The organism is Pseudomonas fluorescens, assembly GCF_902498065.1.
Taxonomy (GTDB): Bacteria; Pseudomonadota; Gammaproteobacteria; order Pseudomonadales; family Pseudomonadaceae; genus Aquipseudomonas; species Aquipseudomonas fluorescens_BJ.
Map to the genome: position 1 here is coordinate 620064 of NZ_CABVIR010000003.1, position 23022 is coordinate 643085.

Consider the following 23022-nt stretch of genomic DNA (forward strand, 5'->3'; position numbering starts at 1 on the left):
GCGGATAACGGTCGATCAGCGCTTGTTCAACTCGCCGTAAAGCTCCGGGCGGCGATCGAGGAAGTAGCGATTGGCCGCGCGGGAATCGACCATTAACTGGCGATCCAGCTCACCGACAATCAGTGCCTCATCAAGACCGGCCTGGGCGATGCGGCTGCCATCCGGTGCGGCGATGCTGCTTTGGCCGCAGTAGTGGATCTCGCCTTCATTGCCGCAATAGTTGGCATAAGCCACGTAACACTGGTTTTCGAAGGCCCGGGCGCGCACGGTGACGTCGGCGACGAAGTCGTAAGGAATCATGTTCGCTGTCGGCACCAGAATCAGCTCGGCGCCGGCCAGGGCCAGGCGCCGCGCATTTTCCGGAAACTCAACGTCATAGCAAATCAGGAAACCCAGCTTCCAGCCGTTGAGCTCCACCAGCGGAAAATCACCCTGCCCGGCGCTGAACATCGAGTGATCGAGGTCGCCGTACAGATGAGTCTTGCGGTAGTTGCACAGGCGCTCGCCATTGGCGTCGATCAGTTGCACGGCGTTGTAGATCTGCCCGTCCTCGGTGCGCTCGGGGTAGCCATACAAAATGGCGATCCCCGCGGTCTTGGCAATGCGCGCTATTTGTTGCGCCGACTCACCGTTGTGCACCTCCGCCAGCACGCTGACGGCATCGACACCGATGTTGTAGCCCGTCAGGAACATCTCCGGCAGCACCAGCAAATCGGCGCCTTTCGCTTCCAGCGCCAGTTGATGCAGGCGTTGCAGATTGCCGGCGACGTCCAGGGGCAGCGGTGGACATTGGTAAAGGGCTACGCGCATTTGGAACTCCTTTTACTCGGGCAGGGCGATCGGACCGATCTCGTTGAACACATCTCCTGGACCCGGGTTCTCGGCGTGAGTTTCACCGCCGAAGTGTTTCATGATGCCCCACACCGCATTGAGAGAGGTCTGCACCGCGCCTTCGACCCACGCCGGCGTCCACGAAACGTCGTCGCCCGCGATGAAAATCCCGCGTTGTTCGGCCGGCATCTCCGCCTGCATGAAGTGTGCGTACATGCGCTGGTTGTAGCGATAGTGGCCGGGCAGTGCGCCTTTGAAAGCCCCGAGGAAATGCGGGTCGGCTTCCCACGACACGGTGATCGGATCGCCGATGATTCGCGCCGCAATATCGACTTTCGGGTAGATTTTTTTCAGCGCGTTCAAGGCCAGTTCGACGCGTTTTTCCACCGGGTGCGGCAGCATTTTCAACGCGTCGCTCATCCACGAGTACGACAGGCAAATCACGCCCGGTTTGTCGTCGCCATTGTCGAACAGGTAGGTGCCACGGGTCAGGCGATCGGTGAGGGTCATGCTCATCAGGTCGCGACCGGTTTCCGGGTCCTTGTCCTTCCAGAACGGGCGGTCGACCATCACGAAGGTTTTCGACGATTGCATGTAGCGGGTGCGGTCGAGGGCCATCCACATCTTTTGCGAAAACAGCGTTTCGTCGCACTCGATCTGCGTGGTCAGCAACCAGCTCTGGCAGGTGGTCAGCACTGCCGCGTACTCGCGGGTGTCGCCGTTGTTATCGGTGACCGCAAAACGGCCGTCCGGGGCGTGAGCGATTTTTTTAACCCCGGAGCGTGGCGCGCCTCTGTGCAGCGACTTGAGGCTGGTGCCTTCGGGCCAGTGCACGCAACGTTCCGGCACATGACGCCAGATGCCTTGCGGCACTTGTTCGACGCCGCCGACGACCAGATGTTGGTGATCGTCGCAGTTGGTCATTACGACGCGGAAGATTTCCAGCATCGAGTTCGGGAAGTCCGAGTCCCAGCCGCCGGTGCCGAAACCGACCTGGCCGAACACTTCGCGGTGATGGAACGAGAGCTTGGCGAAGGCTTCGGAGGTGGCGACGAAGTCGTAGAAGGTGCGGTCGTCCCACAGCGGAACCAGGGTGTTCCACAACTCCTTGAGGCGCGGCACGTCGCGGTCGCGGATAGCTTGCTGGATATCGGCGAACTGCGAGCCGGCCTCCAGGGCATCCGCCCAAGCGTCAGCCACTTCCTGGAACAGTGCAGGAAGATCCGCCAGTTTCTGTGCGTAGTGGGTTTTGCCTTCCAGGTCGATCACGGTGCTGCCAGAGGCAGGCGTCAGCGGATTGGGAAAGGGTTTGGTCTCGAGACCGAGCTTGTCGACATAGTGGTAAAACGCCGTGGACGACACCGGGAAGCGCATGCCGCCCAGTTCGGCGACGATGCCATCGGTCCCGTTGAACGCCTGGGAACGCAGGCGGCCACCCAATTTCGAGGCTTCGTAGACGACGGGCTTGAGGCCCAGTTTCATCAGTTCATAGGCAGCCACCAATCCCGCGATGCCTGCGCCGACAATCGCCACTTCGGCGCCGTGGTTGTGCGCAGGAATGCTGCCGAGGCCGGCTGGGTGTTCGATCCAGTCGTCAAAACCGAATGGAAAGTCCGGGCCGAAAATGGTGACTGGTTTTTTACCGTCTGCAGGATGGCGATTGTTCTTGTTCATGGCTGACCTTGCTGGCGACCGGACGCGGGGTGCGCGTCTGAGTATAGGAAAAGATGGCAGCCATTCTAGAGAGCGTAGAACACGTTAATAAGACGCAATGTGTCGTCGTTTTGCTAATTAATGGATCAAAACGACGAACTGTCGATGCACAGTGTCCATGTGGGAGCGGGCTTGCCCGCGAAGAGGCCCGGCCAGACACCGAAGCGTTCCGGGTTAAATCAAACCGGCTGACCGCGATCAATCTTGCTGCTGAGAATGATCGACGTGGTCGTCTTCTCCACACCATCCACACTCCCGATCTGATCCAGCAACTGATCCAGTTGCTCCGGCGAATCAGTCCTTAACCACGCCACATAATCAAATTCGCCACTGACCGCACACAACTGCTGCACCTGTGCCATCGCACTCAGCCGCCGCAACACTTCCTTGCCTGAGCGCGGTTGCACCGTGATCCCGACGTACGCCTGCAAGCCGCCGTCCACCACCCGTTGACCCAACCGAACGCCGTAACCGGTGATGACCCTGGCCTTTTCCAGTCGTGCCAGCCGCGATGTCACGGTGGTGCGGGCGATGCCCAATTGTCGGGCGAGCATGGCCACGCTTTCGCGGGCGTTGATCTGCAGGGCCGCGATCAATTGGCGGTCGATTTCGTCAAGCACAGGCGGGCGAGTGTCAGGCAAAGGTTGTCTCCAGCAACACACATCAATGGGTCCGCATGTTACAGCACCAATCGCATGCAGGATGTTTGGTCTAGCCTCAGTACCGTTCAGGCATTTTCACCTGCGAGACGGCCTACACCTGCACCGTCTACGGCAAAGTCTTCGCACTGGACACCGACACCGGCGCGCAACGCTGGAAGGGTGGACGCAAACCGTCAGGCATAGTCGAATGGGCTATCGAGGGATGTGAGGCGATGGACATGACGAACAGGATGCCTTCCGTTGTACGGGATCACGCATTACAGATCGCCCATCACGAAATGGGCCACTACGTCGTGGCCCGCGCATTGGGGTTTGCAACGGGCGGCGTGACCCTGTCGGTGACCATGGACTTGCGGCATCAAGGGGGCGCCTCGATAACCCTGGCGCGCCCGATTTCGTCGATGGAAGCCATGAAAGCGCATTTGGAGGCCCGGATGATGGTCCTGATGGCCGGTGCCATGGGGCAGACATTAACTTCGACAAAGTTGTCCGGGAAACACGTCGACAAGTCTAAAGCAGTAGCCATCCTGAAAGGCGCGCTGGGGGCGGAACAGGATTACGCAAAAGTAAAAGAGCTTCAGCATTTGCTGCGCAATATCACCTGTCCCGATACGGATCCTGCGTCCTCTGAGCGTATTGCGGCTGAACTCCAAGTGATGACTGATCGCGCGTGGGGCCGGACCCAAGAAATCGTCGAAGATCTGGCCGATACGATCACTGAATTGGGACGCGTGCTGGTCGACGGCATGGTCATCGTGGAGCAGTGGGGTAGGGCGGCGGATACGTATGAGGTGGTTTTCACGCGTGAAATGCTTGAGCGGTTGCGGCCAGTGCGGGCCATTCCAGCGTTGGGTGTTTGGGCTTAGCGCACCGGTCGATCTCTGATGAGATAGCCCCGAATTATCGAGGCTCATTTCACGATCAGTCCGCCGCTATGCGCTGGGATTCCAAGCGAATGGGTGACAGCTGTGCGCAGGTTGGAAAACCGGGAAATTAGGAAACCGGCACGCCCGAAGACGTCCCGCGCACAGCCGTCATAACTCAAGAGCTCAAGCCAGGAAAGCCTTTGCAATCGAGAAGTGGCGCTGTTGCGAGTAATTTCGACGGGTTTCCAATCCCGATCGCTGAATGATCAGCGACGTCCGGAGACTATCCCGTCGAAGAAAAGCGCAACAAGGCATCAAAGTGCCCAAAACGGACGATTCGGAGTTTGCCTACAAGGTCTGCGGACGTCATCCGATATTGCGCCACCTGAAGTAAACAAAACCAAACGCCACAAGCCGAAAACCTACACCCCGCTAGAAACCGCCCTTAACAATTTCATTGGCAACCAAGGTGGTCGCGTGACTGCCAATGCCTAGAGTTATTCCCTTGAGATCATATTCCTTGGGTGGCATATTGGTATGGGTTGGGAAGTTGAATACACCGACGAATTTGAAGGCTGGTGGGAAGGTTTGGATGCGAAGGAGCAAGCTTCGGTGTCCGCCAGCGTTGATTTACTTGGGGTCTTCGGGCCGGATTTGGGTTATCCCCATAGCACCGACATCAAGGGCTCTCGATTTGGACATTTGCGAGAGCTTCGGGTCCAGCAAGCGGGGCGACCCTATCGCGTGCTCTATGCGTTTGATCCACGCCGGTGCGCGTTGCTTTTAATCGGAGGTAACAAAACCGGTCAGAATCGTTGGTATGAAGTGCATGTCCCGCTGGCGGAAAGATTGTATGACGAGCATCTGGAAATATTGAGTAAAGAGGGCCGTAACGATGGCTAAAAAATTTGCTGAACTCCAAGCGCGCATGACGCCGGAGTCGCGAGCTGACGCAGAGCTGCTGTTCCGGCAGCATCTCAAGGAAATGCCCCTGCACGAGCTTCGTAAGGCTCAAGAGCTTAGCCAGGAAACGTTGGCCAAGACTCTACATGTCAACCAGGCCGCCATTTCCAGAATGGAACGGCGCACAGACATGTACATCAGTACCTTGCGAAACTACATCCGCGCCATGGGTGGTGAGCTGGAAATAATCGCGACCTTTCCCGAGGGCCAGGTCAGGATCGAGAATTTCGCCAACTGAGTGGAATTAGTCACGTTGGTGTCGCGATCGAGTTGTTCCATCAGACACGAAAAAGCCGCGCATTCAGCGCGGCTTTTTTGTTTGGTGGGCCCACACGGACTTGAACCGTGGACCAAAGGATTATGAGTCCTCTGCTCTAACCAACTGAGCTATAGGCCCTCAGTAGGCCGCGGATTATAACGACGGTTTCTCGGCTGTGCTATCCGAAAAATCCGATACGGCTATACGAAGAAACGTCGCGGCGAATTCGTCCGGTGGTAAGGGCAGGCTGACGATGTAGCCCTGAATCTGTTCGCAACCTTCTTCGGCGAGAAATTGCTGCTGCGCCAGGGTCTCGACACCTTCGGCAATCACGGTAAATTGCATGCTGCGGCCCAGCGCGATGATGGCACGAACGATCGCCGCATCGTGGGGATCATCCGGCAGGCCGCGGACGAACGACTGGTCGATCTTGAGGATGTCCAGCGGCAGGCGCTTGAGGTAACTCAAGGATGAATAGCCGGTGCCGAAGTCATCGATGGCCAGTTGCACACCCAGGTGCTTGAGTTGATGCAGCACCGCCAGCGCTTCCTCGGCCTGGCTCATGATGAAGTTTTCGGTAATCTCCAGTTGCAATAATCCGGGCTGAAGACCGTTGTCCTTGAGCAGTTGCTCGATCCGGCCGAGCAGGTTGGGCTGGCGTAGTTGTGCGCCGGCGAGGTTGACCGACAAAGGGCCGAGGCATTCATAAGTCAGATTCCATTCGTACATCTGCCGGCACGCGGTCTCGAGCACCCAGTCGCCGATTTGCAGAATCATCCCGTTCTCTTCGGCCAAGGGTATGAAGTGCTCTGGCGGCACGGCGCCGAAGGTCGGGTGATGCCAGCGAATGAGGGCTTCTGCACCCACTAGACGATTGTCGACCAGGCTGATTTTCGGCTGGTAGTGCAGCAACAGTTCATTACGCTCGATGGCGCGGCGCAGTTCGTGCTCCAGTGCGACGCGCTCGCTGGCCTGAGCGGTCAGGTCGCGGGTATAGCTTTCGACCCGGTTGCGGCCTTTAGCCTTGGAGCGGTACATCGCCGCGTCGGCGTTTTTGACCAGTGTGGCGACGTCGCAGCCGTCCTTGGGGTAGAGGCTGGTGCCAATGCTGGCACTGATGAAGAACTCGTGCTCGCCAGCCTGGAATGGCGCAGAAAAGCAGTTGAGCAGTTTGGTGGCGATGTTGTCGGCGTCGCTCGACTGTTGCAAGCCGGGCAGCAGGATGATGAATTCGTCTCCACCGAGGCGCGCCACGGTATCGATGTCGCGCAACTGGTCTTTGAGGCGCACGGCGATGCCCTTGAGCAGAAGGTCACCGACCGGGTGGCCGAGGCTGTCGTTGATGTGTTTGAAGCGGTCAAGATCGAGAAACAGCACGGCGCCCTGGCCGCCGTTTTCCTGCTGGTTGTTGAGTGCAGTCAGCAGTCGGCTCTCGAACAGCGTGCGGTTCGGCAAGCCCGTCAGCGGGTCGTGATGCGCCTGGTAATCGAGTTTGGCCTGCGCGTGCTTGAGGCTGGAAATGTCCGCGAATACGGCGACAAAGTGGGTGATGAACTTGTCGCGGTTACGCACTGCGCTGATGGTCAGCCAGCTCGGGTACAACTCGCCGTTTTTGCGCCGATTGGAAATCTCGCCCTGCCAATGCCCTTCGGCGGTCAGTTGGTGCCACATGGCCGCGTAGAAAGCGCTGTCATGCAAGCCTGAGGCGAGCAGGCGAGGGGTGTGGCCCAGGGCCTCGCTTTCGCTGTAGCCGGTGATTTCGGTAAACGCACGGTTGACCGCGCTGATGTGCTGCTGGGTGTCGGTGATCAATACACCTTCGGCGGTACTCTCGAACACGGTCGCGGCCTGTTGCAGTTTTTCCTGCATCAGGTGGCGCTCGGTGATGTCTCTAGCGATGGTCAGCATGCAATCTTCGTCGCCGATCGGCAGTGGACGGCTCGACACTTCACAAAGGCGGATCTGCCCGTCGCTGCGGCGGATGTGGCAACTGAAGTCGCGGACAAAACCATCGCGGTGCAGCAGGTCGAGCATCTGTTTGCGTTCGTTGAGATTGACCCAGATCCCCAACTCCAACGCCGAGCGGTCCACGGACATCGCGCTATTGAAGCCTGTAATGCGGCTGAAGCCTTCGTTGACCTCAAGCAGCAAGCCATCGCTCTGCCGGGACAGCAGCAAACCGTCGGGGGACGCGTGGAAGGCTTTGGCGAATTTTTCTTCGGAGGTTTGCAGTTGTTGCTGGGTTTCCTTGAGTTGACTGATGTCGCGCACAACTACCACCAGCGCCGGGGTGGTGTCGAGGTCGAAGGGTTCGGCGGAGATCAGGCCGGTAAACACCTGGCCATTGTTACGGCGAAAGGGCATCTCCAGGTTGCGAATGCTGCCGGCCTGCAAGCGCTGCAACAAGCCCGGCCCTACGCCGGGGATGCCCCAGATGTTCAGGTCGGTGGCGGTCTGACCGATGACCTCTTCGGCCTTGAGACCAATCTGTTCCTCGAACGCTTCGTTGACCTCCAGCAGGCAGCCATCCGAAAGCCGCGCGATGACCAGAATGTCCGGACATTGCTGGAACACCGAGGCAAACTTCTGCTCCGACAGGCGCAATGCCTCTTCGGTGCGCTTGGCTTCGCTGATGTCGATCATCAACCCGCGCATCACCGGTTCATGACCGTGCTCGATAAGGCTGACGATGTCACGCACCCACAGGCAGCGGCCGTCGGCGGTGATGACCCGGTAATCGAGGCTGTGATCGCGCCCGGCCAGGACTTCGTGATCGCAGAAGGTCTGGGCGCGGGTCAGGTCTGCGGGGTGGATGATGTTGCGCCAGAACCCCGGAATCAGCCAATGGGACAGGGGATAACCGAGCAATTCTTCGGCGTGGGGCGACACGTAGCTGTAGGTGAAATCGGTGATTCGCGCTTCCCAGGCGATGGCCGAAAGGCTCTCCACCAACCCGCGATAATGGTATTCGCTGCTGCGCAGTTCCTGTTCCAGGTCGACGCGGCGGGCAATTTCCGAGCTCAATCGGCGATTGATCCGGATGACCACCGCGAGCACGGTGATCAGCAACAGCAAACCCGGCAGGCCGTAAACGATCAGGTCGGACCAGAAGGTTCGGTGATCGAGGACGTTACCGACCCAATGTTCCTGGATGGCGCTGATTTCTGCCGGCGTCATGTCTGCCAGGACTTTGTCCAGGATGCCGACCAGAATCTTGTTGTCACGAGGCACACCCATTGCCAGTTGATAGCGATAGGGCGTCTCGCCGCTGACATAGAGCCCGTCGAGCTTGAGCTGACGCAAGCTCCAGACGCTGGAAGCGAGATCGCCGACCACCGCGTCCACTTCATCGGTCGCCAGAGCCTGCAAGGCCGAACTGACGTTGGGCATTCCCACCAGGTTCAGGTCGGGGTGGTGGGTACGCAGCAGTTCATGGGGTGCGTAGTCTTCCACCACGGCGATTTTCAAGCCGTACAGGTCTTCGAGTTTGCGCGGTTGAGCGCCTCCAACGTGGGCAAGTATGACGATCGGAAAGTCCAGATAGGGGCGCGTAAACGATAGGTAATTCTGACGCTCCGGGGTCGACATGATGCCCGGCAACAGGTCCAGTTTCGCTTGTTTGGCCTGCTCAAGCACGGCCGTCCAGCTCACAGGTTCAATGGGCGTAAGCTTGATGGCCAGGCGTTGGCGAATCAGGTCGATGTAGTCCGCCGCAAGGCCCTGATAGCGGCCCTGATCATCGCGAAACTCAAAGGGTGGCCATGACGCATCGACACCCAGGCGCAAATCCGGGTGGGCCGTCAACCAGCTACGTTCTTCGTCGGTCAGAGTCAGCGCGCCAGCCGTTGCGGTCCAGGTCATCAGCGACAGCAAAAAAAGCACGGTCGGCAGTCTGGGCATAACGGTCTCGTTATGGCTCGGGGAATGGTTCGAGTGTAGACGGGCAATTCAGCGGGAGGGAAGTGCGGGGGATTTAATCTGCATAAAGCAAAACCCCCGGCCTGGGCCGGGGGTTTTGTGATCACTCGTCGAGGAAGGAGCGCAGATGCTCGCTTCTCGTCGGGTGGCGCAGCTTGCGCAGCGCCTTGGCTTCGATCTGACGAATCCGTTCACGGGTCACGTCGAACTGCTTACCAACCTCCTCAAGGGTGTGGTCGGTATTCATGTCGATACCGAAGCGCATGCGCAGAACCTTGGCTTCACGTGCAGTGAGGCCGGACAGGACTTCGCGAGTCGCTTCTTTAAGGCTCTCAACGGTAGCAACATCGATTGGCGACTGCATGGTCGAGTCTTCGATGAAGTCACCCAGGTGGGAGTCTTCGTCATCACCGATCGGGGTTTCCATGGAGATCGGCTCTTTAGCGATCTTCAATACCTTGCGGATCTTGTCCTCAGGCATTTCCATGCGTTCGCCCAGCTCTTCCGGGGTCGGTTCACGACCCATTTCCTGCAACATCTGCCGGGAAATACGGTTGAGCTTGTTGATCGTCTCGATCATGTGCACCGGAATACGGATGGTGCGGGCCTGGTCGGCGATCGAGCGAGTGATCGCCTGACGGATCCACCAGGTGGCATAAGTCGAGAATTTGTAGCCACGGCGGTATTCGAACTTGTCTACCGCTTTCATCAGACCGATGTTGCCTTCCTGGATCAGATCGAGGAATTGCAGGCCACGGTTGGTGTACTTCTTGGCGATGGAGATAACCAGACGCAAGTTCGCTTCAACCATCTCTTTCTTCGCGCGGCGGGCCTTGGCCTCACCGATCGACATGCGACGGTTGATGTCCTTGATCTCGGCGATCGTCAAACCGGTTTCGGTTTGCAGCGCGGTCAGCTTCTGCTGGCAACGAATGATGTCCGGCTGCAGGCGACCAATGGCTTCAGCGTATTTGCTTTTGCCTTTGGCCAGTGCGTCGGTCCAGCTTTCGTCAACTTCGTTGCCCGGGAACTGGCGCAGGAAGTCGGCACGCGGCATGCGGGCATCACGCACGCACAATTGCATGATCGCGCGCTCTTGCTGACGCAGACGATCCAGGGCACTGCGAACACGCTCGACCAGGCCTTCGAATTGCTTCGGCACCAGTTTGATCGGCATGAACAGCTCAGCCAGGGCCAACAGCTCGGCGATGGCCAGCTTGTTGCCACGACCGTGCTTTTTCAGCGCCTTGCGGGTGATTTCCATCTGATCGGAGACAGCGCCAAAACGCTGTGCCGCGATGACCGGATCCGGACCGCTTTCGGCTTCTTCTTCGTCATCCGTTGCTTCGGCGTCATCGTCGTCGGTGTCGTCGTCCGCTTTCACGGCTTTCGGATCGACTGGCGGCGGCACTTCTGCAGCAGGAGGCGCAATGCCGTCGTCCGGGTCGATATAACCGCTCAGGACGTCGGACAGGCGGCCACCTTCGGTGGTGACGCGAGTGTATTCGGAGAGAATATGGTCAACCGTGCCAGGGAAGTGCGCGATTGCGCCCATCACTTCGCGGATGCCCTCTTCAATACGTTTGGCGATTTCGATTTCGCCTTCACGTGTCAGGAGCTCTACCGTACCCATTTCGCGCATGTACATGCGCACCGGGTCGGTGGTGCGACCGATGTCGGTTTCGACCGCTGCCAACGCTGCTGCTGCCTCTTCGGCCGCGGCTTCGTCGGTATCGGCGTCGGCCAGCATAAGGGAATCCTTATCTGGCGCAACCTCGAATACGTTGATCCCCATGTCATTGATCATGCGGATGATGTCTTCCACCTGTTCCGGATCTGAAATATCCTCCGGCAGGTGGTCGTTGACCTCCGCGTAAGTCAGGTAACCCTGCTCACGACCAAGTGTGATCAACTCTTTGATACGAGACTGCTGTTGCGCTTTTCCGGACATAACACCCTATCCACTGAAGGTCTTGGCGGGCAAAAAACAAGCCGAGGATTATACCTGAGCTATGACCTCACGCGCCAGTTGAGGTCGGGTTTGGTGTAGCCATATTGCGTTTTAATAGGTCGCGCATCTGATTTGCGATCTGATTTGCTTCCTCTGCGGTCAATCCTGGCTGCCTTGCTTTTCTGATAAGTGCTTCCAGGCTATCGGTGTGTTGACCGGTTGATAGCCTAGTAATGGTGTCTAAAAACTGTTGTTCAAGGTTATCGCCTTCAATCAGCCATTCCTTTTCGGCCAAGGCTTTGAGAAGGCGCCCCTGTTCAGTCCCGTGCCAACGGGCCATTAACTGAATTGAGTTTAGCTTAGGATTTTTTTGCACGGCCTCGATCAGGGCCACCAGCAATTGCGCGTAGGTGTTGCTCTCATTGGCGAAGTGATCGGCGGTTTCGACCTTGCCAGCCAGCTCCGGGTGATGAATGAGCGTACGAAGCGCAATCAGTGTCGGGGCTTCCACGGCAATCGGCGTGCGCGGGGCGCTCTGTTGATCGCGATCACCGCCGCGCTTGCCATTCTTGTCCCACGGTTTCTTGTCCCATTTCTTGCCGCCGGCGCCGGGTTTCTTCGGCGTCCATTCCTGCTGCGGCGCGTACATGTCTTGTGCTTGCGGCTGATGGTAGTCGCTGTAATCCGGCATCGCGTCGTAATCGATGCCTGGGTCATAGGCCGGTGGCGCGTCCTGGGGTGCGCTTTGCACCAGTTGGCTCACGGCCTCGCCACTGAGCCCGGTGATTTCGCTCAGGCGCTTGCGCATGAGGATGCGCAGGTTCGCGCCTGGGACCTTGTCGATCAGCGGCGCCGCGAGGGTGGCCATGTGGGCCTTGCCTTCGAGCGAGCGCGGGTCCGATTCCTCGGTCAGTTGCTGAAAAAAGTAGTCTGCCAGCGGCTGCGCGTGCTGGTTGATTCGCGCGCGGAAAGCATCAGTGCCTTCGGAGCGGACCAGGGTGTCCGGGTCTTCGCCCTCGGGCAGGAACAGAAAGCGCGCCCGCCGCCCGTCTTGCAGGCAGGGCAGGGTGGCTTCCAATGCTCGCCATGCGGCGTTACGGCCAGCCTGGTCGCCGTCGAAGCAGAACAAAACGTTGGGCACGACGCGAAACAGTCGCTTCAAGTGCTCTTCGCTGGTGGCGGTGCCGAGTGTGGCGACGGCATTGCGCAGGCCTTGCTGGGCGAGGGCGATGACGTCCATGTAGCCTTCGACGACAATGATTTCGTCGAGATTACGGTTGTTTTTGCGTGCTTCATAAAGGCCGTAGAGTTCCTGGCCCTTATGGAATACCGGGGTTTCCGGTGAGTTCAGGTATTTCGGTTTGTCATCGCCCAATACCCGGCCACCAAAGGCAATGATGCGCCCGCGGCTGTCGCGGATCGGAAACATCACGCGATCGCGGAAGCGGTCATAGCGTTTGCCGGTTTCGGCGTTTTCGATCAGCAGGCCGGCGTCGACCATGGCTTTCTGTTGCAGGGTATCGCTGCTCAGGTGCTTGAACAGATTGTCCCAGCCGGGCGGAGCGAAACCGAGGCCGAAGTCCCGGGCGATCTCGCCGGTCAGTCCGCGTCCCTTCAAGTAATCCACCGCGGCTTTGCGCGATGGATGGCTTTTCAGTGCCTGCCGGTAGAAATCGGCGGCGGCGGTGAGCAACGGGTACAGCGGCGAATCGGTCGGCTGCCGCGGTTTGTGCGGCCGGCCGCTTTCTTCGCGGGGGATTTCCATGCCGGCGGCTTTGGCCAGTTCTTCGACAGCCTGGATGAAGTCCAGGTTGTCGTGGTCCATCATGAAGCCGAGGGCGTTACCGCCAGCGCCGCAGCCGAAGCAGTAATAGAACTGCTTGTCGGGGCTGACGCTGAAGGAGGGGGTTTTCTCTTTGTGGAACGGGCAGCAGGCGGTGTAGTTCTTGCCGGCCTTTTTCAGTTGCAGGCGCGAGCTGACCACATCGACGATGTCGGTGCGGTTCAGAAGGTCGTCAATGAAGCTCTGGGGAATTAGCCCGGCCATGGCGGTCTCGTCATCTGCGCTGAAATGGACCCGAAACGAAGGGCGGCCGAATACAGGTCGTAGTTTGAGGCGCGCAAAATGTGCGGCTCGACCAGTGTCGTCTGCATAATCGCTGTCGGGAAGTGTATCTGCCGAAAATCCACTGACGTTAATGCCAATCAGTATTCGACTATTTGAAAGTGTTTCGCTGAATCCGCTGCGGCCTGTCGATGGCCTCGGATAGCTCATAAGCGGGCACGCAAGAAGGTGCCTTGGGCTGATCGTCGTGAGAGGAATCAGTGGGTGTGCTCGTCAGTAGCCTTGGAAGGCTCGTCAGAAAAGACGTGCACCGCTGGCAAAAGAGCCAGGTCTGACGCTGTGAAGCAGGTTTGTCTCGGTCGCGTCTGCGGCTTTGACGGTGAAGCATCAAGCGTTGTCCGCAAATGCCATTAGCCCGGCTGAGGGCCGGGCTTGGCAGAAGCTTGCTACGAACGTCTGTGTATTAGTACAGACGAACGGCGCGGCGCTGTTCGCGCTGAACTTTCTTGGCGTGACGCTTAACAGCGGCTGCTGCTTTGCGCTTACGCTCAGAAGTTGGCTTCTCGTAAAATTCGCGGCTACGAACTTCAGCCAGTACACCGGCTTTTTCGCAGGAGCGCTTGAAACGACGCAGAGCTACGTCGAAGGGTTCGTTCTCTTTTACTTTGACGGCTGGCATCCAGAGCTACCTTCATTCATTACCGGGGTCAACATCCTCGCGGCAAAAGAGCACTTGAAGACGTCGGTTTTTAAGGGTTGCGGATGTTAACCCCTCATCGCTCGGAATGCAAAGCCTCTGATCGAAAACCGCTAGTCGGGGCATCACATGGCGACTATTATGCGCGCCTTCGAATTCAGCCTAAACAAGGCGCAAACCCATGCTAGTACTGGGATTAGAAACCTCCTGCGACGAAACCGGTGTCGCATTATATGACAGTGAACGCGGCCTGCTGGCCGACGCGCTGTTCAGTCAGATCGACCTGCACCGCGCCTATGGCGGCGTGGTGCCGGAGCTGGCCTCGCGTGACCACGTCAAACGCATGCTGCCCTTGATTCGTCAGGTGTTGGCCGAGGCGGACTGCGTGCCCACCGAAATCGATGCGATCGCCTATACCGCGGGTCCGGGGCTGGTCGGTGCGCTGCTGGTCGGTGCTTCCTGCGCTCAGGCGCTGGCCTTTGCCTGGGGCATTCCGGCGCTCGGCGTGCACCACATGGAAGGTCATTTGCTGGCGCCGATGCTGGAGTCGCAGCCACCGGAATTTCCGTTCGTCGCTTTGTTGGTGTCGGGTGGTCATACGCAGCTGGTTCAGGTCGACGGGATCGGTCAATACACGCTCTTGGGCGAGACCCTCGACGATGCCGCCGGTGAAGCCTTCGACAAGACCGCGAAGATGATGGGCCTGAATTATCCGGGCGGACCGGAAATTGCTCGTCTGGCGGAGCAAGGCGTTGCAGGACGTTTCACTTTTCCGCGTCCGATGTGCGACCGCCCGGGCCTGGCTTTCAGCTTCAGCGGCCTGAAAACCTTCGCCCTGAACACCTGGCAGCAGAGCGTCAGCGCCGGGGACGACAGCGAGCAAGCCCGTTGCGACATCGCGCTGGCGTTCCAGCAGGCCGTGGTGGAGACTTTGACCATCAAGTGCAAGCGTGCCCTGAAACAGGCGGGCATGAAGCGTCTGGTGATCGCAGGCGGCGTCAGCGCCAACAAGGCGTTGCGCACGTCACTGGAGAAAATGCTCGGCGACATGAAGGGCGACGTGTTTTACGCCCGTCCGGAGTTCTGCACCGACAACGGCGCAATGATTGCGTTTGCCGGCTGCCAACGCTTGCAGGCCGGCCAGCACGAAAGCCTGGCGATCAGCGTGCAGGCGCGCTGGCCGATGGAGCAATTGTCGGGGCTGTGATGAATGGCGCTCACGTCCGGTATTTAAAAATGCCGTTCGCGCCCGGCAAACAGGTCGCGTAGATTGCCCCGATGACGCCAGACGATCAGGCCCGTGAGCGCGCTCATGGGCAACAAGGCCGCCGGTTCCTGCCAGGCCAGCAACGGCAGGGTCAGCGGTGTGGCGATCAGCGCGGCGAGTGAGCTGGTACGGGTCAGGTAGAACGTCAACAGCCAGGCACAGACCGCCAGCAGGGCGGCTGGCGGGTAAAGCCCCAGTAACATGCCGGCAGCAGTGGCGACACCTTTGCCACCGCGAAAGCGAAAATACAGCGGGAACAGGTGACCGATGACGGCACATACGCCGATCCAGGCCTGTTCTTGCAGCGAAAGGCCCGCAACACCGGCGATCAGCACCGGCAGCAGCCCTTTGCAGAGGTCGCCGATCAAGGTCAGGATGGCGAGTTTCTTGCCGGCCAGGCGCAACATGTTGGTGGCACCGGCATTGCCCGAGCCACTCATTCGCGGATCGGGGTTACCGGTCAGGCGGCTGAGCAAAATGGCGAAGGACAGAGAGCCGAGCAGGTAGGCGAGAGTCGCCAGTAACCAAAACATGCTAACTATTCCGGGCGAGGACGCCCTGATTCTAACGGCGCATTGCGCCCTTGTCGTGCAGCGGAGAAAAGTGCTTGGACAGAGTGTTTATCGAGGGCCTGGAAGTCGACACCGTGATTGGTGCCTACGACTGGGAGCGAGGCATCCGACAGTGCTTGCGTCTTGATCTCAGCTTCGCCTGGGACAACCGTCCGGCCGCGGCCGGCGATGATCTGACCCTGGCGCTCGATTACGCGAGTGTTTCGTCGCGCATCCAGGCCTTTGCCGAGCAGGCGCAGTTCCAGCTGGTCGAGACCTTTGCCGAGCGCCTGGTTGAAGTGCTGATGAGCGAATTCAACATCACCTGGATGCGTCTCAAACTGACCAAGCCAGGTGCAGTCCCGGCGGCCACCGGTGGTGTGGGTGTGGAGATCGAGCGCGGATGTCGCTGACTCAGGTGTATCTCGGGCTCGGGAGCAATATCGAGCGCGAAACCCATTTGCAGGCTGGCCTGGAAGCCCTGGCGGGTTTTCTGGTGGATATCAAGTGCTCGGCGGTGTTTGAAAGCCAGCCTGTGGGGATCAAGAGTGGGCCGTTCTTCAATTTCGTTGTCTCGGCTTTCACCGATTTACCGCTGATAGAACTGGACCGTCGACTGAAATTCATCGAGGCAGATAACGGCCGCTATGCGCCGGACCGCAAGGGTTTGCCGCTGGATATCGACGTTCTGTTGTTTGGCGATCTGGTGGGCAACTTCGATGGTCTGATTCTGCCGCGCGCAGAGATACTGAAAAATGCCTTCGTGTTGTGGCCGTTGTCGCTGATTGCGCCGGATCGCGTGCACCCGGGGGTAGGCAAAAGTTTTGCGACGTTGTGGGGCGAAGCGCAGATTGATCAGGTGTTGGCGCCGGTGGCGTTTGAGTGGCGCGGCCAGCAGTTGACCCCTTCAGATTTGTTGTAAGGCGGATGACGTCATCGCGGGCAAGCCCGCTCCCACAGGTACGGTGAAAACCCTGTGGGAGCGGGCTTGTTCCGGGCGGCGATCCGACGATGCTTTTAGGCAGACGCCGCCTCTTTGTAAGCCTTCAAGGCCTTGAGCCGCTCACGCTTGATTGCCTCACCCAGCTCCGGCCCCTTGAATCCCTTCTCCAGCAACGGCTGTACCGCCACGCTTCGCGCCGAAGTCGCCGCTCCACGCAAATAATCCGCCTGTGGATAACTCCTCTGTTCCAGCCCTTTGCGCCCGCGCGCGTCCATTTCGCACGCTGCAATAAACTCTTCAAACCGCTGCGGGCGACGGTAAACGTCGAAACTCTGCAGCAGCTCCAGCAGCGTCGATGGCTTCAGCTCCAGGGCGCGATGGCCATGGGTGTGATACTGGCCCACCAGCAAGGCCAGTTCCTGGCAGTCTTTCGGTGCCTTGAAGCGTTCATTGACCGCTTTGATCAGCTTCAGGCCTGTGTGTTCGTGGGCGATGTGTCGGGGCCAGTCTTCTTTCGGCGTCAGTCCTTTGCCCAGGTCATGCAACAGGCAAGCCCAACGCACAGTCAGCGGTTGTTTGTGCAGCGCTGATTGTTCAAGCACGCTCAAAGTGTGCACGCCCGTGTCGATTTCGGGGTGATGAGCTTCCGGTTGTGGTACGCCGAACAGTGCATCGACCTCCGGCATCAGTACCTGGAGAGCGCCGCACTCGCGCAGCACTTCGATAAATACCTGTGGCTGATCTTCCAGCAGTGCCCGGGAAATCTCTTTCCAGCTACGTTCGGCGGTCAAAGCCTCCAGCTCGCCCGACTCGCTGAGTTGGCGCATCAGCTCCAGCGTTTCCGGTGCGACGGTAAAGCCCAACTCCGCATAACGAGCGGCAAAGCGCGCAACACGCAGAACACGCAGCGGATCTTCGGCGAAAGCGGGGGAAACGTGGCGCAGAATGCGAGCTTCGAGATCGCGCTGCCCATGGTAGGGATCGGTCAAATTCTGCTGATCGTCTTCAGCCATGGCGTTGATCGTCAGGTCGCGACGAATCAAGTCTTCTTCGAGGGTCACTTCTGGGCTGGCATGAAAGGTGAAGCCGCCGTAGCCGCGCCCGCTTTTGCGTTCAGTGCGGGCGAGGGCGTATTCCTCACCGCTTTTCGGGTGAAGAAACACCGGGAAGTCCGCACCTACCGGGCGAAAGCCCTTGGCGAGCATTTCTTCGGTGGTGGCGCCGACTACAACCCAGTCGACATCGGTGACAGGTTTGCCCAGCAGCCGATCGCGTACCGCGCCGCCGACTTTATAAATCTGCATAAAAAACCTCCGTTAGCCCGACAGAATAACCGTTGCGTCGAACTTCCGGAGGCACAAACAGGATCAAAGATGAATGACGGCCAGGTCCAGTCGGCCGTAATCGCCTTCGCTGTGCTCGCTCCTGGGCGGTACGTGGTGGGTTTTCATCACTTGGTCCCCTTGCAGGGTTTCCAGGTGTATGTCGAAGCCCCAGAGGCGGTGCAAGTGTTTAAGCACTTCTTCGGTGGACTCGCCCAGCGGTTTGCGGTCGTGCTGTTGGTGACGAAGGGTCAGGGAGCGGTCGCCGCGGCGGTCGATGCTGTAGATCTGGATGTTGGGTTCGCGATTGCCCAGGTTGTACTGCGCGGCCAGGGTTTCTCGTATGGTGCGGTAGCCATCTTCGTCGTGGATGGCCGGTACCAGCAGGTCGTCCTTCTGGTCATCATCGAGAATGCTGAACAATTTCAGGTCACGGATCACTTTCGGCGACAAGTACTGCAGGATAAAGCTTTCATCCTTGAAGCTGCTCATCGCGAATTTGATGGACGACAACCAGTCGGTGCCGGCAATTTCCGGGAACCAGCGGTAATCCTCTTCGGTCGGGTGTTCACACATGCGCCGGATGTCCCGGTACATCGCAAAGCCCAGGGTGTAGGGGTTGATGCCGTTGTAGTACGGGCTGTCGAAACCCGGCTGAAAGACCACGCTGGTGTGGGACGTCAGGAACTCCATCATGAAACCGTCGGTGACCAGGCCCTCGTCATACAGATCGTTCATCAGGGTGTAATGCCAGAACGTGGCCCAGCCTTCGTTCATCACCTGGGTCTGGCGTTGCGGGTAGAAGTACTGGGCGATCTTGCGCACGATGCGCACGATCTCCCGCTGCCAGGGCTCCAGCAGCGGCGCATGTTTTTCGATGAAGTACAGGATGTTTTCCTGTGGTTCGGCGGGGAAGCGTGCATTGTCCCGGTCGCTGTACTTGTCTGCGCCTTTCGGAATGGTGCGCCACAGATCGTTGATCTGTTTCTGCAAATGCTCCTCCCGGTCCTTTTGCCGACGACGTTCTTCCTCGGCGGAAATCGGGTAGGGGCGTTTGTAGCGGTCAACACCGTAGTTCATCAGCGCATGACAGGAGTCCAGCAGGTCCTCGACCGCATCGATGCCATGGCGCTCTTCGCACTGCATGATGTACTGCTTGGCGAACACCAGGTAATCAATGATCGAACTGGCGTCGGTCCAGGTGCGGAACAGGTAGTTGCCTTTGAAGAAGCTGTTGTGCCCGTAACAAGCGTGGGCCACCACCAACGCCTGCATGCAGATGGTGTTTTCTTCCATCAGGTAGGCGATGCAGGGGTCGGAGTTGATCACGATTTCGTAGGCCAGCCCCATCTGCCCACGGGAGTAGGATTTTTCGGTGCTAAGGAAATGTTTGCCGTACGACCAATGGTGATAACCCAGCGGCATGCCGACGGAAGCGTAGGCGTCCATCATCTGTTCGGCCGTGATCACTTCGATCTGGTTGGGGTAGGTGTCGAGCGCATAGCGAGCCGCAATACGACTGATTTCGCGGTCGTAGGCCTGGATCAGCTCGAACGTCCATTCGGAGCCGGTGGAAATGGGTTGGCGTTTCTGCTCTTTGGCGGTCATGTCACTAACCTGCGCTGGAAGAGTTCACGGAAGACCGGGTAGATATCCCCGGCCGAGACCAGTTGTTGCTGGGCAAAAGTGTCAGAAAAGGCTTCGGCAATTCGCTCGTACTCGAACCACAGGGCCTGGTGTTCGCGCGGGGTGATCTCGACGTAAGTGTAGTACTGCACGAACGGCATGATCTGGTTGATCAGAATGTCGCGGCAGATCGGCGAATCGTCATTCCAGTTATCGCCGTCGGAAGCCTGGGCGGCGTAGATGTTCCACTCGTTGCTCGGGTAGCGCTCGGCCATGATTTCCTGCATCAGCTTCAAGGCGCTGGAAACAATGGTGCCGCCGGTTTCGCGAGAGTAGAAAAACTCCTCCTCGTCGACTTCCCGGGCGCTGGTGTGGTGACGGATGAACACCACATCAATCTTGTCGTAGTTACGCTTGAGGAACAGGTACAACAGGATAAAGAAACGCTTGGCGATGTCCTTGGTCGCCTGGGTCATGGAGCCGGACACGTCCATCAGGCAGAACATCACCGCCTTCGAACTGGGGTTGGGTTGCTTGATCAGCAGGTTGTACTTGAGGTCGAAGGTGTCGAGGAACGGTACGCGATGAATGCGCGCGCTGAGTTTTTCGATTTCTGCCTCGATTTCCTGAATATCGCCGAAGTTGTCCGGTTCTTCCTGTTTTAGTCGCAGCAATTCCTCTTTGGCTTCGCGCAGTTTCGCCCGGCTGCTGCCGGACAGGGCAATTCGTCGCGCATGCGCCGAGCGCAAGGTGCGGATGATGTTGATCCGCGACGGGTTGCCTTCGTTACTGATGCCTGCACGAACGGTTTTGAAGGTGTCGGTGCCGGTCAGGTTGCGCTTGACCAGATTTGGCAGCTCCAGGTCCTCGAACATGAACTCGAGGAACTCCTCCTGGGTGATCTGGAAGACGAACTCGTCCATTCCCTCACCCGAGTTACCCGCCTTGCCGGGACCTCTGCCGCCACCACCTCCGGGAGGACGAGCGATGTGCTCGCCGCTGGTGAACTCTTTGTTGCCCGGGTGCACGACAGTCTGTTTGCCCCCGCGACCGTGGTGAAGCACCGGCTCGTCGATGTCGCGCCCGGGAATGCTGATCTGTTCGCCGTGTTCCATGTCGGTGATGGAGCGCCGGCTGACCGCCTCTTCGACTGCCTTTTTGATGTGATCACGGTAACGCCGCAGAAACCGCTGGCGGTTCACCGTGCTCTTGTTCTTGCCATTGAGACGTCGGTCGATCACATAGCTCATGACTGCTCCTTAGAAGCTGTCCTGAAAGGGGCGAGCGGTGATGCAGCATCGAACCGAGGGCCAAGGGACATTCAACGCTCCCCCAAGCGCTTTGATGCTGCCTGAACTCGCTACCGACTTTCGAACACCTTCCAGAGGCCTGTGTATCAGAAAATGCGTACACAGGTCTCTGGCTGACGACAACCGGTCTGACCGGCAGCGGGTTATTGTGATTTTCTGACTCGCAGGTACCACTCGGAGAGCAGTCGTACCTGTTTGTCGGTGTAGCCCCGCTCGACCATCCGTGTGACGAAGTCGTTGTGCTTCTGCTGGTCCTCTTTGCTCGCCTTGGCGTTGAAGCTGATGACGGGCAGAAGGTCCTCGGTGTTGGAGAACATTTTCTTCTCGATGACCACCCGCAGTTTTTCGTAGCTGAGCCAGGTCGGGTTTTTGCCGTTGTTGTTGGCGCGGGCGCGCAGTACGAAGTTGACAATTTCGTTGCGGAAATCCTTCGGATTGCTGATGCCGGCCGGTTTTTCGATTTTCTCCAGTTCTTCGTTCAGTGCCACGCGATTGAGGATCTCGCCGGTTTCCGGGTCGCGGTATTCCTGGTCCTGGATCCAGAAGTCGGCGTACAGCACGTAGCGATCGAAGATGTTCTGGCCGTACTCGCTGTAAGACTCGAGGTAGGCGGTCTGGATCTCCTTGCCGATGAATTCGATATAACGCGGCGCCAGGTACTCCTTGAGGAAGCGCAGATAGCGTTCGCGGGTCTCAGCCTGGAACTGTTCCTGTTCGATCTGTTGTTCCAGCACATAGAGCAAGTGCACCGGGTTGGCGGCGATTTCGTGCGGATCGAAGTTGAAAACCTTCGACAGAATCTTGAACGCAAAACGGGTCGACAGACCGTTCATGCCTTCGTCGACACCGGCGTTGTCGCGGTATTCCTGAATGGACTTGGCCTTCGGATCGGTGTCCTTGAGGTTTTCGCCGTCGTACACCCGCATCTTGGAGTAGATGTTCGAGTTTTCCGGCTCCTTGAGGCGCGAGAGTACGGTGAACTGGGCGAGCATTTTCAGGGTGTCGGGCGCGCAATGGGCCTTGGCCAAGGAGCTGTTGAACAGAAGTTTGTCGTAGATCTTCACTTCGTCACTGACCCGCAGGCAGTACGGCACTTTGACGATGTAGATCCGGTCGATGAAGGCTTCGTTGTTCTTGTTGTTGCGGAAGGTGTGCCATTCCGATTCGTTGGAGTGGGCCAGCAGGATCCCGGTAAACGGAATAGCCCCCAGGCCTTCGGTACTGTTGTAGTTGCCTTCCTGAGTGGCGGTCAGCAATGGGTGCAGCACCTTGATCGGCGCCTTGAACATTTCGACGAATTCCATCAGGCCCTGGTTGGCCCGGCACAGAGCGCCCGAGTAGCTGTAGGCGTCGGCGTCGTTTTGAGGGTATTCCTCCAGTTTGCGGATATCGACCTTGCCCACCAGCGCCGAAATATCCTGGTTGTTTTCATCGCCCGGTTCAGTTTTGGCCACGGCGATCTGGTTGAGGATCGACGGATAGAGTTTCACCACGCGGAACTGGCTGATGTCGCCGCCGAACTCGGCCAGGCGTTTGGTGGCCCATGGCGACATGATGGTGTTGAGGTAGCGCCGTGGAATGCCGAAGTCTTCTTCGAGGATCGCGCCATCTTCAGTGGCGTTGAACAGACCCAGCGGCGACTCGAAGACCGGCGAGCCCTTGATCGCGTAGAAAGGCACTTTCTCAATCAGTTGTTTGAGCTTCTCGGCCAGGGACGATTTACCGCCACCGACGGGACCGAGCAGATAAAGGATTTGTTTCTTCTCTTCCAGGCCCTGAGCGGCATGGCGGAAATACGACACGATCTGGTCGATGCATTCTTCCATCCCGTGGAAGTCTTCAAAGGCCGGATAGCGGCGGATCACCTTGTTGGAGAAGATTCGCGACAGTCTCGAGTTGGTCGAGGTGTCGAGCAGCTCCGGCTCTCCGATGGCCAGCAATAGACGCTCGGCGGCGGACGCGTAGGCGCTGCGGTCCTGTTTGCACAGTTCAAGATACTCTTGCAGCGTGAGTTCTTCCTGGCGTGTGGACTCGAATCGTTGTTGGAAGTGGCTAAAGATACTCATGACGTCACCTCG

General features: G+C 58.5%; 18 protein-coding genes and 1 tRNA gene. 6 read left to right on the forward strand and 13 right to left on the reverse strand.

The features are described from left to right. Positions 1-15: 15 nt before the first annotated feature. The 3 genes from F8N43_RS15630 to F8N43_RS15640 all read right to left on the reverse strand — a co-directional run bounded on the left by F8N43_RS15630 (position 16) and on the right by F8N43_RS15640 (position 3185). Positions 16-810, reverse strand: coding sequence for a carbon-nitrogen hydrolase family protein (locus tag F8N43_RS15630; RefSeq protein ID WP_150633687.1), 795 nt, complete (start codon positions 808-810; stop codon positions 16-18). A 12-nt stretch (positions 811-822) separates the two neighbouring features. Further along, entirely contained in the window at positions 823-2505 is a 1683-nt protein-coding gene (locus F8N43_RS15635) for a flavin monoamine oxidase family protein (RefSeq protein ID WP_150654007.1), read from the reverse strand. A 218-nt stretch (positions 2506-2723) separates the two neighbouring features. Beyond that, positions 2724-3185, reverse strand: coding sequence for an Lrp/AsnC family transcriptional regulator (locus tag F8N43_RS15640; RefSeq protein ID WP_008067391.1), 462 nt, complete (start codon positions 3183-3185; stop codon positions 2724-2726). 239 nt (positions 3186-3424) lie between these two features. On the opposite strand from F8N43_RS15640, the gene F8N43_RS15645 reads away from it, so the two are divergent. The 3 genes from F8N43_RS15645 (at position 3425) to F8N43_RS15655 (ending at position 5273) form a co-directional block, all read left to right on the forward strand. Further along, entirely contained in the window at positions 3425-4072 is a 648-nt protein-coding gene (locus F8N43_RS15645) for a peptidase M41 (protein WP_150654024.1), read from the forward strand. 537 nt (positions 4073-4609) lie between these two features. Further along, positions 4610-4975 (forward strand): type II toxin-antitoxin system RelE/ParE family toxin, encoded by a 366-nt coding sequence (locus F8N43_RS15650; protein WP_150633684.1) that lies wholly within the window; start codon positions 4610-4612, stop codon positions 4973-4975. Beyond that, on the forward strand, positions 4968-5273 hold the full coding sequence (locus tag F8N43_RS15655; RefSeq protein WP_150633683.1) for a helix-turn-helix domain-containing protein: 306 nt from the start codon (positions 4968-4970) through the stop codon (positions 5271-5273). The genes F8N43_RS15650 and F8N43_RS15655 overlap by 8 nt, the downstream gene beginning before the upstream one ends. 82 nt (positions 5274-5355) lie before the next feature. Here F8N43_RS15655 and F8N43_RS15660 read toward each other — a convergent pair. From F8N43_RS15660 to rpsU, 5 genes are all read right to left on the reverse strand, one after another. Next, positions 5356-5432: transfer RNA gene (locus F8N43_RS15660), tRNA-Ile, on the reverse strand. Between the two features lie 15 nt (positions 5433-5447). After that, the gene (locus F8N43_RS15665) at positions 5448-9194 is read right to left on the reverse strand and encodes a bifunctional diguanylate cyclase/phosphodiesterase (RefSeq protein ID WP_150639136.1); all 3747 of its coding nucleotides are present in this window, start codon (positions 9192-9194) and stop codon (positions 5448-5450) included. A 121-nt stretch (positions 9195-9315) separates the two neighbouring features. Further along, on the reverse strand, positions 9316-11163 hold the full coding sequence (gene rpoD / locus F8N43_RS15670) for an RNA polymerase sigma factor RpoD (protein WP_150633681.1): 1848 nt from the start codon (positions 11161-11163) through the stop codon (positions 9316-9318). Between the two features lie 67 nt (positions 11164-11230). Continuing rightward, positions 11231-13210 carry a DNA primase gene (gene dnaG / locus F8N43_RS15675; protein WP_150633680.1) on the reverse strand — a complete coding sequence of 660 codons (1980 nt, stop codon included), beginning with the start codon at positions 13208-13210 and terminating at the stop codon, positions 11231-11233. Between the two features lie 481 nt (positions 13211-13691). Beyond that, positions 13692-13907, reverse strand: coding sequence for a 30S ribosomal protein S21 (gene rpsU, locus F8N43_RS15680; RefSeq protein ID WP_002551877.1), 216 nt, complete (start codon positions 13905-13907; stop codon positions 13692-13694). A gap of 199 nt (positions 13908-14106) precedes the next feature. On the opposite strand from rpsU, the gene tsaD reads away from it, so the two are divergent. Continuing rightward, complete coding sequence (gene tsaD, locus F8N43_RS15685) at positions 14107-15132, forward strand: tRNA (adenosine(37)-N6)-threonylcarbamoyltransferase complex transferase subunit TsaD (RefSeq protein WP_150633679.1); 1026 nt, start codon at positions 14107-14109, stop codon at positions 15130-15132. A gap of 23 nt (positions 15133-15155) precedes the next feature. On the opposite strand, the gene plsY is transcribed toward tsaD, so the two are convergent. Then, the gene (gene plsY, locus F8N43_RS15690) at positions 15156-15725 is read right to left on the reverse strand and encodes a glycerol-3-phosphate 1-O-acyltransferase PlsY (protein WP_150654008.1); all 570 of its coding nucleotides are present in this window, start codon (positions 15723-15725) and stop codon (positions 15156-15158) included. A gap of 74 nt (positions 15726-15799) precedes the next feature. Here plsY and folB point away from each other — a divergent pair, with 74 nt between their 5' ends. Both folB and folK read left to right on the forward strand, forming a co-directional pair. Beyond that, positions 15800-16156 carry a dihydroneopterin aldolase gene (folB, locus tag F8N43_RS15695; RefSeq protein WP_008027044.1) on the forward strand — a complete coding sequence of 119 codons (357 nt, stop codon included), beginning with the start codon at positions 15800-15802 and terminating at the stop codon, positions 16154-16156. Continuing rightward, positions 16147-16665 (forward strand): 2-amino-4-hydroxy-6-hydroxymethyldihydropteridine diphosphokinase, encoded by a 519-nt coding sequence (folK, locus tag F8N43_RS15700; protein WP_150654009.1) that lies wholly within the window; start codon positions 16147-16149, stop codon positions 16663-16665. Before folB ends, folK begins: the two co-directional genes overlap by 10 nt. A gap of 95 nt (positions 16666-16760) precedes the next feature. On the opposite strand, the gene F8N43_RS15705 is transcribed toward folK, so the two are convergent. From F8N43_RS15705 to F8N43_RS15720, 4 genes are all read right to left on the reverse strand, one after another. Continuing rightward, a complete protein-coding gene (locus F8N43_RS15705; protein WP_150654010.1) occupies positions 16761-17990 on the reverse strand; it encodes a multifunctional CCA addition/repair protein in 1230 nt (409 codons plus the stop codon). Between the two features lie 63 nt (positions 17991-18053). Further along, on the reverse strand, positions 18054-19616 hold the full coding sequence (locus F8N43_RS15710; protein ID WP_150654011.1) for a SpoVR family protein: 1563 nt from the start codon (positions 19614-19616) through the stop codon (positions 18054-18056). Beyond that, complete coding sequence (locus F8N43_RS15715; RefSeq protein WP_007980218.1) at positions 19613-20884, reverse strand: YeaH/YhbH family protein; 1272 nt, start codon at positions 20882-20884, stop codon at positions 19613-19615. The genes F8N43_RS15710 and F8N43_RS15715 overlap by 4 nt, the downstream gene beginning before the upstream one ends. 203 nt (positions 20885-21087) lie before the next feature. After that, entirely contained in the window at positions 21088-23010 is a 1923-nt protein-coding gene (locus F8N43_RS15720; RefSeq protein WP_084318392.1) for a PrkA family serine protein kinase, read from the reverse strand. Positions 23011-23022 lie beyond the last annotated feature (12 nt).